Below are 16,290 nucleotides of genomic sequence, written 5' to 3' on the forward strand. Positions count from 1 at the left end.
GAGAGGCCCACCCGCATGTTCGTCCTGCACGCGCTCTGGCGGGCGGACGGGCGGCTGGCGCTCTGGGCGGAGGACGCCCGGGCCCACCCCGGTGCCGCCGGGCCCGGGCCCGACCGGCCCGCCCCGCGCGCCCACCCCTACGCCTGCCCGGCCGCCGGACTGGCCGCCGTCCTCGGGGGCATCGGGCCCGGCCTCGGCTGGCTCGCCGGCCGGGCGCCCGAGCGCTGGGCCACCCTGCTGCTGCCCACCGTCGGCGCCCTGCCCGCACCCTCGCCCGACCTCCCGGTCACCCCCGCCCGGGGCGCCGCCGGGCTCGCCCCCTGGCGGGTCCCGGCCCTGCTCTTCGACACCGCGGCCGCCGCCCAGCTGCTCGGCGAGGTCTTCGACCCGCACTGGGCCGTCACCAGCACCGACCTGCCCGGCGCCGGACGGGTCGAGGTGGTGCACGGGGCCTCGCTGCGCTGGCTGACCGGCGTCCACGACCTCGCCTGGCGGGCGGTCGGCCACGGCCGGGTGCTGCCGCTGCCCGTCCTGGCGGACGGCCGCCCGCAGGCCCGCTGGCGCCCCGACCTCACCCCGGCCGGCCTCCGGGAGGCCGCCGGACTGGCGGCCGACTGCCCACCCGTCCTGCTCGGCGGGTGGCCGAACGCCGCGGAGGCGGCCGCCACCGGCCCGGGCGCCGGAACGACGCCCGCCGGAACTCCAGCCGGGACTCCCGCCGGAACGCCGTCCGGACCGGCCTCCGCCGGACCTCCCGCCACCACCGGCGAGGCCCTGCTGGACGCCGTCCTCGGCGCCCTGGTGGACGCCGAGGCCCGGGCCGCCCTGGCCGGCACGCCCCCGCTGGTCCCGGACGGGGCGCGGGCCGGCACCGCCGCCGAACGCTGGCTGCACGCCCTCACCACCCCGGACGGCGCCCTCGCGGCCGACCCCGAGGGCGACCTCCCCGCCAGGGGCCCCGCCGACCTCGCCGACCTGCGCCGCCGGATCACCGCCTGGTACGCCGCCGCCGAACCCACCGCGCCCGCCCTGCGGCTCTGCTTCCGCCTGCTGGAGCCGCTCGGGCCCGACCCGGACGACGCCGAGGGCCGGCCCTCCGACGACGCCTGGCAGCTGGAGTTCCTCCTCCAGGCCGTCGACGAGCCCTCCCTGCTGGTCCGCGCCGCCGACCTGCACGACGGCGGCGCCGCCCTCGCCGCGCTGTCCCGCAAGGCGCCGGACCCGGCCGACGTCCTGGTCGCCGAACTCGCCCGCGCCGCGCACCGCTGGCCGGCCCTGGCGGCCCTGCGCCACCGCTCCCGCCCGGCCGTCCTGCCCCTCGACCGGGCCGGCGCACTGGACTTCCTGCGCACCGCCGCGCCCGACCTCGCCGAGGGCGGCTTCGGCGTCCTGCTGCCCGCCTGGTGGCGCCGCCGCCCCAGGCTCGGGCTCGCCCTGCGCGCCACCACCCCGCCCGCGCCCGGCTCGCTCGCCGTCACCAGCCAGGTGGACCGCGACACCGTGGTCGCCTTCCGCTGGCAGGCCGCGCTCGGCCCGGACGGCCCGCCGCTCACCGAGCGGGAGCTCGCCGAACTCGCCGACGCCAAGAAGAGCCTGGTCCGGGTGCGCGGCACCTGGCTGGAGGCCGACCAGGCGCAGATCGCCGCGGCGCTCGCCTTCCTCGCCGAGCAGCGCGACGGCGTCCTCGCCACCGCCGACCTGCTGCGCCTGGCCCTCGACCCCGAGGCCGTGGTCGCCGGCCTGCCCGTCACCGCCGTCCGCGCGGACGGCCCGCTCGGGGACCTCCTCGCCGGGCGCGCCGCCCCTGCCCCCGTGCCCGCCCTGCCCCCGGACTTCGGTGCCGTCCTGCGGCCCTACCAGGAGCGCGGGCTGGCCTGGCTGCGGGCGATGAGCGGGCTCGGCCTCGGCGCGGTGCTCGCCGACGACATGGGCCTCGGCAAGACCGTCCAGACCCTCGCCCTGCTGGCCGTCGAGCGGGCCGAGGGCGCCACCGGCCCCACCCTGCTGGTCTGTCCGATGTCCCTGGTCGGGAACTGGCAGCGGGAGGCCGAGCGCTTCGCCCCCGGCCTGCGGCGGTACGTGCACCACGGCTCCGACCGCCTCGGCCCGGACGGGCTCGCCGACGCCCTGCGGGGCGTGGACCTCGTCATCACCACCTACGGGCTGGTCCAGCGCGACCTCGCGGCACTGCGCACCGTCCGCTGGCGGCGGGTGGTCGCCGACGAGGCGCAGCACATCAAGAACGCCGGTGCCGCGCAGTCCCGGGCCGTCCGCGCGCTGCCCGTCACCCGGCACCGGATCGCCCTGACCGGCACCCCGGTCGAGAACCGGCTGGCCGAGCTGCACGCCGTCCTGGACTTCGCCAACCCCGGGCTGCTCGGCCCGGCCGAACGCTTCAAGGAGCGCTACGCGATCCCGGTGGAACTGCACCGCAACCCCGAGCGCACCGCCGAACTCCGGCGCCGCACCGAGCCGTTCGTGCTGCGCCGGCTCAAGTCCGATCCGGCGGTGGCGGCCGAGCTGCCGGGGAAGCAGGAGATGACCGTCTGGTGCAACCTCACCGCCGAACAGGCCGGCCTCTACCAGGCCGTGGTGGCCGACCTGCTGCAACGGGTCGAGGGCGTCCGGGGCGTCGAGCGGCGCGGTACGGTGCTCGCCGCGATCGGCAAGCTCAAGCAGGTGTGCAACCACCCGGCCCAACTGCTGCACGACGGCTCGGCGTTGGGTGAGCGGTCCGGCAAGGTGGCCCGACTGGCGGAGCTGCTGGAGGAGGCGCTGGCGGAGGGGGACCGCACCCTGGTCTTCACCCAGTACGCCGAGTTCGGCACCATGCTCCGCCCGTACCTGGCCCGCCGGCTCGGGGAGGAGGTGCTCCACCTGCACGGGGGAGTCCCGCGGGCGCGCCGCGAGGAGCTGGTCGAGCGGTTCCAGTCCCCGGACGGGCCCGGGGTGTTCCTGCTCTCGCTGCGGGCCGGCGGCACCGGGCTCAACCTGACGGCCGCCAACCAGGTGATCCACCTGGACCGCTGGTGGAACCCGGCCGTCGAGGAGCAGGCCACCGACCGCGCGTTCCGGATCGGCCAGCGCCGGGACGTCCAGGTCCGCCGCCTGGTCTGCGTCGGCACCGTCGAGGAGCGGATCGACGAACTCCTGGCGGCCAAGAGGTCCCTGGCCGAGTCGGTGGTCGGCGCGGGGGAGCGCTGGCTGACCGACCTGCCGGTGGAGGCCCTGCGCGAACTGGTCGCGCTCACCCGCGAGGACGCCGTCGCCGAGGAGGACGCATGACGGACCGGCCCACCCCCGCCGCGCACGCTCCGGCCACGGACGCCGCCGCGCCGAACGCCCCCGCGCCGAACGCCCCCGCTTCGAACGCCCCCGCTTCGAACGCCCCCGCGGTGAACGTCGCCGCCTACTGGGGCGGCGGGTTCACCCTGCGCCCGGCCCCGCCCGAGCACCCCGACGAGGCCGGGGGGCCCTCGCTCCGCCGCCTCGGCCGGTCCGGCGTGACCGTCCGGGGCCGCGACCTCGCCACCCTGCTCGCCCCCGCCTACCGGGCCTTCCTCGACTGACGCACCCTCCGGCCGCGCCGGTCGCGTGGGGTAGCGTCGGCCGGGTGACCGACACTCCCGACGCCGCGGGCCCGGAGGACTTCGAGCAGCACCGCCGGATGATCTTCGGCATCGCCTACCGGATGCTCGGCAGCCTCACCGACGCCGAGGACCTCGTCCAGGACACCTGGCTGCGCTGGACCCGGGTCCGCGGCCCGGTCGCCAACCCGGGCGGCTACCTGGCCCGGACGGTCACCAACCTCGCGCTCACCCGGCTCGGTTCGGCGGCCGTCCGCCGCGAGACCTACCCCGGCACCTGGCTGCCCGAGCCGCTGGTCGCCGGACCGGACGCGGCCGACGGGGCCGAGCGTGCCGAGACGGTCTCGCTCGCCCTGCTGGTCGTGCTGGAGAGCCTCTCGCCGCTGGAACGGGCCGTCTTCGTCCTCAACGAGGCCTTCGGCTTCTCCTACCGGGAGATCGCCGAGGCGCTGGACCGCACCGAGGCAGCCTGCCGCCAGGTCGGCAGCCGGGCCAGGGCGCACGTCCGGGCCCGTCGGCCGCGCTACGACGCCCCGCCGGACCTGCGCCGCCGGGCCACCGACGAGTTCCTCGCGGCCTGCGCCGGCGGCGACCTCAACCGGGTGCTCGAACTGCTCGCCCCCGACGTCACCGCCTGGACCGACGGGGGCGGGGTGGTCAGTGCCGCGCTGCGTCCGGTCACCGGCGCCCGGAACGTCGCCCGCTTCCTGCTCGGCGTGCTCGGCCGACTGGGCGGGGGCGCCGCCGCCCGGCCGGTGCTGGTCAACGGCCAGCCCGGTCTGCTGCTCACCCTGGACGGCGCGGTCGACGCCGTCTCCGTCCTCGAGTTCGTCGAGGCGCCGGACGGCGGGCTGCGGATCGCCGAGCTGCGCACCGTCCGCAACCCGGCGAAGCTCGCCCACCTGACCGGTGCCCCGGGCCTGACCGGCGTCCCGGGCCCGGCCGGCGCCGCGGATCCGAGTGATCCCGCGGTCCCGGCCGGTGCCCCGGGCGGGGCTTGACCCTCGACCTGGTCGAGCCCGCAGAGTCACGGCATGGAGAGCGAGCTGCACAGCATCGGCGAACTGGCCCGTGCCAGCGGCCTCGGGGTCGGCACCCTGCGCTACTACGACGGCGCGGAGGTGCTCGCCCCCGCCTGGGTCGACCCGCAGACCGGCTACCGCTGGTACCGGCCCGGGCAACTCGCCGACGCCCGCCTGCTGGCCCGGCTGCGCCGGGTCGGCCTACCGCTGGCCGGGATCCGCGCCGTGCTCGGCGCGGCCCCCGGCTCCGGCGAGGCCCGGCGGGTGCTCGACGCGCACCTGCGCCGGCTGGAGGACGGCCTCACGGACGCCCGCCGCGAGCTCTCCCTGATCCGCGTGATGATCGACCAGAGGGAGCGACCGATGACCGCCACACCCGCCGAGTCCCGCCTCACCGTCCGGTCCGAGGAGCTGGCCGCCGCCCTGGACGCGGTGCGCTTCGCCGTCGGAGGGGGCCCGGAGGCCCCCGCCCTCGCCGGGGTGCTGTTCGAGCCGGACGGGCCGGTGCTGCGGCTGGTCGCCACCGACCGCCACCGGATGGCGCTCGCCGAGCTGCCCGCCTCCGCCGACCCCTCGACGGGCTCCGCGGCCGCCGCCGGCGTGATCGTCCCCACCGCACTGGTGGACGCCCTGCGCGCGCTGCTCGGCTCGGCGGCGGAGGGCCCCACCGGGGTCGCGCTCACCCTCGGCGGCGGTCTGGTCCGCGCCGAGACCGGCGGCCACCGGATCGAGGGCACCGCCCTGGACTTCGACTACCCGGACCACCGCGCGGTCACCCGGCTCGAACCGGAGCACCGGATCGGCCTCTCCGCCGCCGAACTGCGCACCGCCGTCGAGAACGGCGCCACCCGCACCCTGCCCTCCGGGCCGCACGGCGCGGAGTGCGCCGTCACCGTCCTCGCCCTCACCGCGGACGGCGGCCTCACGGTCGCCGACGACGGGACGGCGTCCGACGCCCCGCGGGTGGCGGTCAACCGCGACTTCCTGCTGGACGCCCTGCGGGCCGGCCGGCCCGAGCAGCTGGTGCTCGAACTCGGCGGCCCGATCGCCCCGTTGGCGATCCGCACCCCGGGCCGGGACGGCACCTTCTCCGTCCTGATGCCGGTCCGGATGCCAGAACCCGTCGGATCCTCCGAGTGATCCACCCGGGCGTCGGACCCTAGGGTCGCCGCATGGAGACCTCCGGAGGCTTCGCCGCCGCCTGGCCCGCGCTCGCACCCGCCGCGCGCCGGTGCCTGGAACTCGCCCACCAGGCCTGGCGTGCCGGCGGCCTGCCGGTGGGCGCCGTGCTCACCGACGCCGCCGGCGCGATCGTCGCCGAGGGCCGCAACCGCGCGTACGACGCCGGGGGCAGCGCCGACTCCCTCCGGGGCACCCCGCTCGCGCACGCCGAACTCAACGCGCTCGCCGCGGCCCGCACGGCCTGGGACCTGACCACCCACACCCTGTGGAGCAGCCACCGGCCCTGCGCGATGTGCGCGGCCGCCGCGGCCTTCACGGGCGTCGGGACGGTCCGCTACCTCGCCGCCGACCCGTGGGCCGAGTCGGTCGGGCACCGGCCGGCGGAGACCGTCCGCACCCTCGGGCCGGCCCCGGAAGGCTGGCCCGGGGCGGTCGCCACCGCGCTGTTCCTCGCCGACACCGTGCGCCGGGCCGGCCCCGGCCACCGCACCGTCCGGGCCGCCCTCCGCGCCGACCCCGCCACCGCCCGGCTCGCCGTCGACCTCGCCGCCGACCCGGCCCTCCGCTCGGCGGACCTCCCCGCCCTCCTCGCCGCCCTCTGGCCCCGCATCACCGCCGCCGCCGGCCCCGGGGCCTGACCGCTCCGGGCGTTTGCTGCTGCTAGCACCCTGCTTGCATTTGCAAGCGCGATGCTGCACGCTGCTGGCATGGCCTCACTGAACGTCGGCTCGCTGGGCGAGTACATCCGCGAGCAGCGCCGGAACGCGCAGTACTCACTGCGGCAGCTGGCGGAGGCCGCCGGCGTGTCGAACCCGTACCTCAGCCAGATCGAGCGAGGGTTGCGCAAGCCGAGCGCGGAGATCCTGCAGCAGATCGCCAAGGCGCTGCGGATCTCGGCGGAGACGCTGTACGTCCAGGCCGGGATCCTGGAGGAGCGGCGCGGTGAGGGCCTGGAACTTCGGGCCGCGATCCTGGCCGATCCGCTGGTCAACGAGCAGCAGAAGCAGGCGCTGCTCGCGGTCTACGACGCCTTCCTCAAGGAGAACGCCGCCCTGCGGGGCCCGGCCGCCGAGGCCGTGCCCGGCGCCGGCACTCCACCAGCCTCCGGCCCGACGACCGACGGCTCAGCCCACCAGAACATCCACCGGGAGGACCGGTAAGCATGCCGATCACCGACGAGATCAAGAAGACCCTCAGCGACCCGACCCCGCTGTACGCCCTCGCCGGCGCCGGGGACCTCGCCTACGAGAAGCTGCGCGAGGTGCCGGCCCGGGTGGAGGCGCTGGCGGCGGACCGCAAGGGCGCGCAGGAGATGGCCACCGCCCGCCTGCAGGAGGCGCAGACGAAGCTGGCCGAGGCGCAGGCCAAGGTCACCGGCAGCGTCGCGGCCTTCCCGGTCGACGTGAAGGTGCTGCAGGAGCAGGCCCAGAGCTTCGCGCTCCAGCAGGTCGGTCGCGCGGTCGAGCTGGCGGTGAAGGCCAAGGAGGCGTACGACGAGCTGGCCGAGCGCGGCAAGGCCGTGGTGGACCGGACCCGTCCGGCCGCCCCCGCCGAGTCGTCGCAGCCGGTGGTCGTGGAGCAGGAGCAGGAGCCGGTCGAGGCCGAGCTGGTCGAGGACGAGCCCGCCGGGGGCTCCGCCGACGACACCGGGGCCGCGGCGCCGGCCGCCCCGAAGCGGTCCACCCGCGCCCGGAAGGGTTCCACCGACTCCCGGTGAGTGAAGGGCCGCCGAACGGGGCACATCCGGTGACCGCGGGACGTTGACCCCAGGGCGGACGGCCCGGCGTGCCAGGATGGACGGCGGCCGGAGCGCCGGAGCCGGGAGACAGAGGAGAACACGATGGGCGGAGTGGCCCAGATTCTGGACTTGGCCTACCTGAACCCGATCTGGTGGATGTCCGTCGCGATCCTGGCCTACAAGCTGTTCGCCCTGCTCGACGCGGCCACCCGCCGCGAGGACGCCTACCGGGCGGCGGACAAGAAGACCAAGCCGTTCTGGCTGGCGATCCTGGCGATCGCCTTCGGCTGGGACCTGCTCTTCGGGGTCAACTTCTTCACCGGCATCGGGACGCTCGCCGGCCTGGTCGCGTCGATCGTCTACGTGGTGGACGTGCGCCCGGCGATCCGGGCGCTGACCGGCGGCACCGGCCGGGGCGGCCGCAGCAACACCGGTCCGTACGGGCCCTGGTAGACCGGGCGGTCCGTCGACGTCACGGCCCGGGCGGGTGGTTCACCCGCCCGGGCCGTCGCGCGTCCGGGGACCGGTCGGTCCGGTGGTGCCCGGTCATGCCCGGCCGGTCCGGTGGTGCCCGGTCATGCCCGGCCGGTTCGGTCGGGTCCGCGACCGCCCGGCCGGGTCGGAGCGTGTCCGGTCCTGTCCGGGCGGCCTCGGCCGGGGGATCAACCGAGGATCAGCTGCACCGGGTTGCGCTCCAGCAGCAGCACCGCGACGTCGTCCGTCAGCGCGCCGCCGTTCAGCTCCTCGACCTCGGCGATGGCGCTGTCGACGAGCCGGCCCCGGGTGAGCCCGGCGGCCTGGTGGTCGCCGATGAGGTCCGCCAGCCCGTCCTGGCCGAGGCGGCGGGAGCCGGCCCCGACCCGGCCCTCGATCAACCCGTCGGTGTAGAGCAGGAGCCGCCAGCCGGGGTGGAGTTCGAGCTCGTGCGCGGGCCAGGCGGCCCCTCCGTCGTGGCAGGGCAGCAGTCCGAGCGCGGGCCCGGCGAGGTCGGCGGGCAGGGTGAGCGGTTCGTGGTTGCGGCCGAGCAGCAGGGGTGCGGGGTGCCCGGCGAGGTAGAGGCGGGCCCGTTCGCAGGTGCCGAGGGAGCTGAGGTCGCCGCTGGAGCCGCCGGGCTCGATGACGAGCATGCACAGCGTCGCGAAGATCTCGTCGCTGCGCCGCTCGTGCTCCAGCACGTGCTGGAGGGTGGTGAGCAGCTCCTCGCCGGTGAGGCCCGCGAAGACGAGGGTGCGCCACGCTATCCGGAGGGCGACGCCGAGGGCGGCCTCGTCCGGGCCGTGGCCGCAGACGTCGCCGATCACGACGTGGACGGTGCCGTCGTCGGTGCGGACGGCGTCGTAGAAGTCGCCGCCGAGCAGGGCGCGGCGGCGGCCGGGGCGGTAGCGCCGGGTGAAGGAGAGGCCGGCACCGTCGAGCAGTGGAGTGGGCAGCAGGTGGCGCTGGAGCCGGGCGTTCTCCTGGCCGCGCAGTTCGGCCTCGACCAGGCGGCGTTGGGACTCGTCGGCGCGCTTGCGTTCGACGGCGTAGCGCAGGGCGCGGGCGAGCAGCGGGCCGTCCGTCTCGTGCTTGATCAGGAAGTCCTGGGCGCCGGCGGCGACGGCGGCCGCGCCCAGTTCGGCGCCGGCCGCGTCGGTGAGGACCACCACCGCGGTGTGCGGGGCCCGGCGGAGCAGCTCGTGCAGCCCCTCCAGGCCGTCCGAGGCGTCGGAGGGGTGCGGCAGGTCGGCGGGAGCGGCCAGGTCGAGCAGCACGCAGCTGAACTCGGTGCTGCGGGGGCGACCGCGCCGGGCGCCGTGCGGGGGAGCGCCCAGCAGCTCGGTGGCCTGTTCCAGGCCGCGGGCCCAGTGGATCTCGATGGAGGTGCCGCTGTCGGCGACCGCCGCCTTGATCAGCTGTGCGTCGGAGGCGTCGTCCTCGATGACCAGCAGCCTGAGCGGTGCGCTGCCGTGCGTGACGGAGGTCTCGGCCGGTTGGGCGTTTCGGGCCTGGGACCGCGGGTGAGGTATCTGGGGAGGGGACGTCACCGGATTGCTGCTGGTCGGGCGGTTACGGGCATGGCCGACGGGGGCGCCGTCATGGGCGCCCGGCAGGTCCGCGGCACCAGGTGCCCGCCCGTCTCCCGTTGCGGGCATCGGTGGTTCCTCCCTTTCCCCGAGTGCGTAACGGTCGGCGTCCGTCCGCAGTGCCCGCCTGGCACCGTGCGTCGGGGAACTTCTCGCGACCATAACGTGATCTCCGGGGATTTCTCTGGCCGACCGGCGCCGTTGTGGTTATTGCCACGCCGGTGGCTGTGTGGTGATGGGACTCGGACGACGGCTCGGATCCCGCCCCTGTGGCGGCCGGGCCGGGTGGGGAGAGGGAACGGATGACGGTGACGCGGATCACCCTGGTCGAGGGTGACATCACGGAACAGCAGGTGGACGCGGTGGTGAACGCCGCGAACTCCTCTCTGCTGGGCGGTGGCGGCGTGGACGGCGCGATCCACCGCAAGGGCGGGCCGCAGGTCCTGGAGGACTGCCGCCGCCTGCGCGCCTCGCACTGGGGCGGGGGGCTTCCCACGGGGCGCGCGGTGGCGACGACGGCCGGGCGGCTGCCGGCCCGGTGGGTGGTGCACACCGTCGGGCCGGTGTACCTGGAGGAGGAGTACGAGGAGCGGGCGGGGCTGCTGGCCTCCTGCTATCGCGAGTCGCTGCGCACGGCGGCGGAGCTCGGCGCGCGCACGGTGGCGTTCCCGGCGGTGTCGGCCGGGGTGTACGGCTGGCCGCCGGCCGACGCGGCCCGGATCGCGCTCGGCACCGTCGCGCAGGTGCTGGACGGCGGTGACGCGCGGGCGGGCGCAGAGCTGGCGGAGGTGCGGTTCGTGCTGTTCGGGGCGTCGATGTACGAGGTGTTCGACCGGGTCGGGCGGGAGCTGCTCGGGCTGGGGTAGCGCGGGCTGGGCGCGCGCGGCTGTCGTCGTCCGGCTCTGGCGTCGTCCGGCTCTGTTGTTGCGCGGGGTCTTCCTGCGTGGGTCTTCCTGCGCGGGGTGTCCTGCGAGGGGCGTTCCTGTACGGGCTGGATCGGTCGCGGCCCGGGCGTGACCAGGCCACGTCCGGGGCCGGGCGGTGGTGCGGTGGCACCGTCCGGTGGCGTCCATCGTGGCGTGGCGGGGCGTCAACACGCCAGAGGTATTCGATAACTCGTTCGAGTGAATGAGCGGGATCGTGCGGGATCGTGCACCAGGGCCGACCGCACGGGCACCGGAAACGTCGCCCACGGGCACTGGAAACGTCGCCCACGGGCGTCGGAACCGGGGCTACGGCGCGAGTGCGCTCCACGGCACCGTGACCTCGCCCTGCCGCCACCGCCCGCGCACGTCCACCAGCGGCCAGGCGCCCGCCAAGGCGGTGCACGCCGCCACCCAGCGCTGCCGGGCGCCGAAGGCCCCGTACGGCGCGGCCGCCGCCCAGGCCCGGTCGAAGTCGGCCAGGAAGGCGTGCACCGGCCGGCCAGGCACGTTGTGGTGGATCAGCGCCTTCGGCAGCCGTTCGGCCAGGTCGGAGGGTTGGTCGAGGCCGCCCAGCCGGGCCGCGAAGGTCACCGTCCGGGGGCCCTCGGGGCCGAGCGCCACCCAGACGTGCCGGCGCCCGATCTCGTCGCAGGTGCCCTCGACCAGCAGCCCGTCCGGGGCCAGCCGGGCGCAGAGCCGCTCCCACACCGCGGCCACCGCCGACTCCTCGTACTGCCGCAGCACGTTGGCGGCCCGGATCAGCTGGGCCGGCGCGCCGCCGTCCAGCGGCACCTCGAAGCCGCCGCGCCGGAAGGTGAGCAGGGGCGGCCGGGCGTACGGCAGCGCGGCCGCGACCCGCTCCGGCTCGATCTCGATCCCGACCACCCGGACGTCCGGGCGCACCGCGTGCAGCCGTCCGGCCAGTTCGACGGCCGTCCACGGCGCGGCGCCGTAGCCGAGGTCGACCGCGACCGGCGGCCGCTCGGCGGCGCGCAGCGTGCGGCCGAGCGCGTGGGCGATCCAGCGGTCCATCCGGCGCAGCCGGTTGGTGTTGGTGGTGCCCCGGGTGACCGTCCCTACCGGCCGCCCGGTCCGCCCGCGGGCGGGTGCGGTCGGGGGGTCGAAGGAGGCAGCCATGCCTGGAAGGGTATCCGGGCCGCCGGCGGCACCGCCGTGACCTGCGGCGTCGCCCGGCCCGCGGGCTCGTCGGCCGGACCGGGAATGCGGGGCGGCCCACGCGCGGTTGGCACACTGGTGGTGATGTGTGCCCGGACGGGGCAGCGCACACCGGACAACGGGCGGCCCGTGCGCGGGCCGCCGAGACGGGCCGCACAGAGGAGGCTTCAGCCAGGTGATCCAGCACCCCGTCCGTTCGGTACGCCGTGCCCAGCCCGCCGCTCCCGCGCGGGGCCGGCTCCAGTCACTCGTGCCGGGCCGCCGCCGCCCGCGCCGGATAGCCATGCTGAGCGTCCACACCTCGCCCCTGCACCAGCCCGGCACGGGCGACGCCGGCGGCATGAACGTCTACATCGTGGAGCTGGCCAAGCGGCTGGCCGCGCTGAACATCGAGGTGGAGGTGTTCACCCGGGCGATCTGCTCGGACGACGCGCCCACCGTCGAGCTGGCCCCGGGCGTCCTGGTCCGGCACGTCACCGCCGGGCCGTACGAGGGCCTGCTGAAGGAGGACCTGCCGGCCCAGCTGTGCGCCTTCACCCACGGCGTGCTGCGGACGGAGGCGGGGCACCGCCCCGGCCACTACGACCTGGTGCACTCGCACTACTGGCTCTCCGGGCAGGTCGGCTGGCTGGCGGCGCAGCGCTGGGGGGTGCCGCTGGTGCACACCATGCACACCATGGCCAAGGTCAAGAACGCGGCGCTGGCCGAGGGCGACACGCCCGAGCCCGCGGCACGGGTGATCGGTGAGACCCAGGTGGTGGAGGCGGCCGACCGGCTGATCGCCAACACCACCGAGGAGGCCGCCGAGCTCGCCCTGCACTACGCCGCCCGGCCCGACCAGCTGGCCGTCGTCCACCCCGGGGTCAACCTGGAGGTGTTCCGCCCGGGCGGGCCGTCCGCGCGCGCCGGGGCCCGGGCCCGGCTCGGCCTGCCGCAGGACGCCGCGGTGCTGCTCTTCGCCGGGCGGATCCAGCCGCTGAAGGCGCCGGACGTGCTGCTGCGGGCGGTCGGCGAGCTGCTCGCGCGCCGCCCCGAGCTGCGCGAGCGCCTGGTGGTGCCGGTGGTCGGCGGCCCTTCGGGCACCGGGCTGGCCCGGCCGGAGAGCCTGCACAAGCTCGCCGCCCAGCTGGGCATCGGCGACGTGGTGCGCTTCCACCCGCCGGTCGGCCAGGCGCGGCTCGCCGAGTGGTACCGCGCGGCGACGGCGCTGGTGATGCCCTCGTACAGCGAGTCCTTCGGGCTGGTCGCCCTGGAGGCGCAGGCCTGCGGCACCCCGGTGGTGGCGGCCGCCGTCGGCGGACTGCCGGTCGCGGTGCGGGACGGCCGGACGGGCACGCTGGTCGACGGCCACGACCCGGTGGCCTGGGCGCACGCGCTGGAGCCGTACGTCATCGACCCGGACCTGGTCGCCCTGCGCGGTGCGGCGGCGGCCCGGCACGCGGCCGGCTTCGGCTGGGACACCGCCGCGGCCACCACCGCCGACGTCTACGCCGGCAGCCTGGCCCGCCCGGCCGGGCGGCTGGCCGCCGCCCGCCGCCGACTGGCCTGAGCCGGCCCGGCGGCCGACAGCGGCCGGCCGCCGGGCACGCCGCCGGGCACGCCGCCGGGCCGCGCCCCGCTGGTGCGCGCGGCCGGTACCGCCGAGTAACGTCACCCTCATGGCAATCCGCACCAAGGACGAGGCCCTGACCCTCCTGCGCACCGCCCTGGACGACGCCGGCGCGGCCTGGGAGCCGGCCGCCACGGATCCGTACACGCTGGTCGTGACGCTCCCGGGCACCCGCAAGCTGAGCACCACCTGCGCCCTGCGGGTCGGCGACCACACCCTGTCGGTGAACGCCTTCGTGATCCGCCGCCCGGACGAGAACCACGAGGGCGTCTACCGCTGGCTGCTGGAGCGCAACACCCGGCTGTACGGCGTCGCGTACGCCGTCGACCCGCTCGGCGACGTCTACCTGGCCGGCCGCCTGCCGCTCGAGGTGCTCACCCCGGACGCCGTGGACCGGCTGCTCGGCACGGTGCTGGAGAACGCCGACGAGCCGTTCAACACCCTGCTGGAACTGGGCTTCGCCTCGGCGATCCGGCGCGAGTGGGAGTGGCGCACCAAGCGCGGGGAGTCCACCCGCAACCTGGCCGCTTTCGCCCACCTCGCCGCCCCGGCCGCCCCCGCGGCCGACTGACCGCAGGCCGCCGGGACCGGGCCCGGCCGCCCCGACCTCAGGCGTCCGCCGGAGCCTTCGCCGTCGCGACGGGAGCCGCGGTCGCGACCGCAGCCGGGGGAACCGGGGCCGTCGCCACCACCGCGGTCGCCCCGCTCCCGCCGACCGCTGCGGGGCCCGGCCGGCGCGCCAGCAGCACGTAGCCGACCGCGGCGGCCGTGCCGCACATCCCGCAGGCGGTCCAGAGCACCCCGCCGCCGGCCCGTTCCAGCAGCAGACCGCCCGCGGCCGGCCCCAGGAACGAGGCGAGCGACCAGGAGAGCGAGTACACGCCCTGGTAGCGACCGCGCGCGTGGGTCGGCGACAGCTCGGCGACCAGGCCCATCAGGGTCGGCGTGTAGAGGATCTCCCCGATCGTCCAGACCGCCACCGTGAGCGCGTAGAACCAGGCGGACGAGCCGGCCAGCGCCGTCAGCCCGAACCCCCAGCCGATGAAGAGCGCGGCCGCCGCCAGCATGGCCGTCCGGCTGCGCCCCTCGACCCAGCGGGTGAGCGGGATCTGCAGCAGCACGATCAGCAGCCCGTTCAGCCCGATGACCAGGCCGTACTGGGTGGAGGTGATCCCCCAGCGGCCCATCTCCACCGCGAGCGTGGTGGAGCCCTGCTGGAGCACCAGGGCGAGCACCAGGGTGAGCCCGACCACCGCCATGAACCGGCGGTCCCGGAAGACGGTGACGATGCCGACCGCCGGCTCCGCGGACTTCGCGGCCGGGGCGTCGGGCTTGGTCTCCGGGATCCTGACGAAGATCACCACCGCGCAGAGCACCGTGGAGAGCGCGTCCAGCAGGAACAGCGCGAGGTAGCCGTGGGTGGCGATCACACCGGCGACGGCGGAGGAGAGGCCGAAGCCGAGGTTGATCGCCCAGAAGTTCAGCGAGTAGGCGCGGACGCGGTCCTCGACCGGCACGATGTCGGCGATGATCGCCGAGGTGGCGGGCCGGGTGGCGTTGTTGCAGAAGCCGACCAGGAAGGCCACCACGGCGATGGCCACCCGGCCGTCCGCGAAGCCGAGCACGGCGGTGAACAGGGCCGCGCCGAGCTGGGCGGCGACCAGGGTCGGCCGACGCCCGATCCGGTCGGTCAGCACACCGGCGACGATCGCCGAGGACGCCGCACCGAGGCCGAACAGGGAGGCTACCAGGCCCGCGTAGAAGGGCGAGTACCCGCGCTCGCTGGTCAGGTAGAGCGCCAGGAAGGTGACCACGAAGGCGCCGAGCCGGTTGACCAGCGTGGACACCCAGAGCCACCAGAACTGGCGCGGCAGCCCGCCCACCGTCTCCTGCACCACTCTTCGGATCCGTGGGTTGGCCGGTGCGGCGAAGAGCATGTGGGGGCTCCCGTGTGCGGGCGTCCGCTGAGCGGAACGGGCAGGCCCGGCCAGCCGACGCGTGTAAGTGTCATTCCTGCTGAGCAGACATTACACATGGGGTCGAGGTCCCCACCAGCGCTTTTTCGGGCTCCACTAAGCTGGTGGCCATGGCTGACACGACGTACCGACTCATCCTGCTTCGCCACGGCGAGAGCCAGTGGAACCAGAAGAACCTGTTCACCGGTTGGGTCGACGTCGACCTCAACGAGAAGGGCGAGAAGGAGGCCGCCCGCGGTGGCGAGCTCCTGGCCGCCGAGGGCCTGTTCCCCGACGTGGTGCACACCTCGCTGCTGCGCCGCGCCATCCGCACCTCGCAGATCGCCCTGGACAAGGCCGACCGCCACTGGATCCCGGTCAACCGCAGCTGGCGCCTGAACGAGCGGCACTACGGCGCGCTCCAGGGCAAGGACAAGGCCCAGACCCTGGCCGAGTTCGGCGAGGAGCAGTTCCAGCTGTGGCGTCGTTCCTACGACACCCCGCCGCCGGTGCTGGCCGACGACAACGAGTACTCGCAGGCCGGTGACGCCCGCTACGCGGAGATCCCGAGCGAGCTGCGTCCGCGCACCGAGTGCCTCAAGGACGTCGTCGAGCGGATGCTCCCGTACTGGTACGACGCCATCGTCCCGGACCTCGCCGCCGGAAAGACCGTCCTGGTCACCGCCCACGGCAACAGCCTGCGCGCGCTGGTCAAGCACCTCGACGGCATCTCCGACGAGGACATCGCCGGCCTGAACATCCCGACCGGCATCCCGCTCGTCTACGAGCTCGACGCCGACTTCAAGCCCGTCGCCAAGGGCGGCCGCTACCTCGACGCGGAGGCCGCCGCCGCCGCCATCGAGGCCGTCAAGAACCAGGGCAAGAAGTAACCCACTTGCCGGAACGGCCCCTGACCTGCGCACATGGCGCAGATCAGGGGCCGTCGTCATTCCCGGGCCGTCCGTGGGCCTTCGCGCCTCGGTCTACCGTCGGCCGCTTCAACGCCCGGATCGGGGTTTTCGGTGGTGCCGA

15 protein-coding genes are annotated in these 16,290 nt (G+C 75.9%); 12 read left to right on the top strand and 3 right to left on the bottom strand.

What is annotated here, in order from left to right; all coding sequences use genetic code 11:
* Nucleotides 1–15: 15 nt before the first annotated feature.
* The 8 genes from ACIRS1_RS15815 to ACIRS1_RS15850 all read left to right on the top strand — a co-directional run bounded on the left by ACIRS1_RS15815 (nucleotide 16) and on the right by ACIRS1_RS15850 (nucleotide 7,982).
* A complete protein-coding gene (locus ACIRS1_RS15815; RefSeq protein ID WP_402839824.1) occupies nucleotides 16–3,285 on the top strand; it encodes an SNF2-related protein in 3,270 nt (1,089 codons plus the stop codon).
* Nucleotides 3,282–3,569, top strand: a complete 288-nt coding sequence (locus ACIRS1_RS15820; protein WP_402839827.1) for a hypothetical protein — start codon at nucleotides 3,282–3,284, stop codon at nucleotides 3,567–3,569. The genes ACIRS1_RS15815 and ACIRS1_RS15820 overlap by 4 nt, the downstream gene beginning before the upstream one ends.
* A gap of 44 nt (nucleotides 3,570–3,613) precedes the next feature.
* On the top strand, nucleotides 3,614–4,588 hold the full coding sequence (gene sigJ, locus ACIRS1_RS15825; protein ID WP_402839830.1) for an RNA polymerase sigma factor SigJ: 975 nt from the start codon (nucleotides 3,614–3,616) through the stop codon (nucleotides 4,586–4,588).
* 33 nt (nucleotides 4,589–4,621) lie between these two features.
* A complete protein-coding gene (locus ACIRS1_RS15830) occupies nucleotides 4,622–5,749 on the top strand; it encodes a MerR family transcriptional regulator (protein WP_402839833.1) in 1,128 nt (375 codons plus the stop codon).
* Nucleotides 5,750–5,781: 32 nt separating this feature from the next.
* On the top strand, nucleotides 5,782–6,429 hold the full coding sequence (locus ACIRS1_RS15835; protein WP_402839836.1) for a deaminase: 648 nt from the start codon (nucleotides 5,782–5,784) through the stop codon (nucleotides 6,427–6,429).
* Nucleotides 6,430–6,498: 69 nt separating this feature from the next.
* On the top strand, nucleotides 6,499–6,951 hold the full coding sequence (locus tag ACIRS1_RS15840) for a helix-turn-helix domain-containing protein (RefSeq protein WP_402839839.1): 453 nt from the start codon (nucleotides 6,499–6,501) through the stop codon (nucleotides 6,949–6,951).
* 2 nt (nucleotides 6,952–6,953) lie between these two features.
* On the top strand, nucleotides 6,954–7,508 hold the full coding sequence (locus tag ACIRS1_RS15845) for a hypothetical protein (RefSeq protein WP_360211251.1): 555 nt from the start codon (nucleotides 6,954–6,956) through the stop codon (nucleotides 7,506–7,508).
* 123 nt (nucleotides 7,509–7,631) lie between these two features.
* Nucleotides 7,632–7,982 (top strand): DUF2516 family protein, encoded by a 351-nt coding sequence (locus tag ACIRS1_RS15850; RefSeq protein ID WP_396317611.1) that lies wholly within the window; start codon nucleotides 7,632–7,634, stop codon nucleotides 7,980–7,982.
* 209 nt (nucleotides 7,983–8,191) lie between these two features.
* Here ACIRS1_RS15850 and ACIRS1_RS15855 read toward each other — a convergent pair whose 3' ends face one another.
* The gene (locus ACIRS1_RS15855) at nucleotides 8,192–9,553 is read right to left on the bottom strand and encodes a PP2C family protein-serine/threonine phosphatase (RefSeq protein WP_402839843.1); all 1,362 of its coding nucleotides are present in this window, start codon (nucleotides 9,551–9,553) and stop codon (nucleotides 8,192–8,194) included.
* Between the two features lie 347 nt (nucleotides 9,554–9,900).
* On the opposite strand from ACIRS1_RS15855, the gene ACIRS1_RS15860 reads away from it, so the two are divergent.
* On the top strand, nucleotides 9,901–10,458 hold the full coding sequence (locus tag ACIRS1_RS15860) for an O-acetyl-ADP-ribose deacetylase (protein ID WP_360211314.1): 558 nt from the start codon (nucleotides 9,901–9,903) through the stop codon (nucleotides 10,456–10,458).
* Nucleotides 10,459–10,824: 366 nt separating this feature from the next.
* Here ACIRS1_RS15860 and ACIRS1_RS15865 read toward each other — a convergent pair whose 3' ends face one another.
* Entirely contained in the window at nucleotides 10,825–11,655 is an 831-nt protein-coding gene (locus ACIRS1_RS15865; protein WP_402839846.1) for a class I SAM-dependent methyltransferase, read from the bottom strand.
* A 217-nt stretch (nucleotides 11,656–11,872) separates the two neighbouring features.
* Here ACIRS1_RS15865 and mshA point away from each other — a divergent pair, with 217 nt between their 5' ends.
* Together mshA and ACIRS1_RS15875 are read left to right on the top strand one after the other, a co-directional pair.
* Nucleotides 11,873–13,243 (top strand): D-inositol-3-phosphate glycosyltransferase, encoded by a 1,371-nt coding sequence (mshA, locus tag ACIRS1_RS15870; protein WP_387902142.1) that lies wholly within the window; start codon nucleotides 11,873–11,875, stop codon nucleotides 13,241–13,243.
* Between the two features lie 109 nt (nucleotides 13,244–13,352).
* Nucleotides 13,353–13,874, top strand: coding sequence for a YbjN domain-containing protein (locus ACIRS1_RS15875; RefSeq protein WP_402839849.1), 522 nt, complete (start codon nucleotides 13,353–13,355; stop codon nucleotides 13,872–13,874).
* A 37-nt stretch (nucleotides 13,875–13,911) separates the two neighbouring features.
* Here the strand turns inward: ACIRS1_RS15875 and ACIRS1_RS15880 are convergent, their stop codons facing one another.
* Nucleotides 13,912–15,240 (bottom strand): MDR family MFS transporter, encoded by a 1,329-nt coding sequence (locus tag ACIRS1_RS15880; protein WP_402839852.1) that lies wholly within the window; start codon nucleotides 15,238–15,240, stop codon nucleotides 13,912–13,914.
* Between the two features lie 149 nt (nucleotides 15,241–15,389).
* On the opposite strand from ACIRS1_RS15880, the gene ACIRS1_RS15885 reads away from it, so the two are divergent.
* Nucleotides 15,390–16,148: a phosphoglyceromutase gene (locus ACIRS1_RS15885; RefSeq protein ID WP_360211261.1), complete on the top strand. Its 759-nt coding sequence runs from the start codon at nucleotides 15,390–15,392 to the stop codon at nucleotides 16,146–16,148.
* Nucleotides 16,149–16,290 lie beyond the last annotated feature (142 nt).

Source organism: Kitasatospora sp. NPDC101176 (genome assembly GCF_044768035.1).
Classification (GTDB): domain Bacteria; phylum Actinomycetota; class Actinomycetes; order Streptomycetales; family Streptomycetaceae; genus Kitasatospora.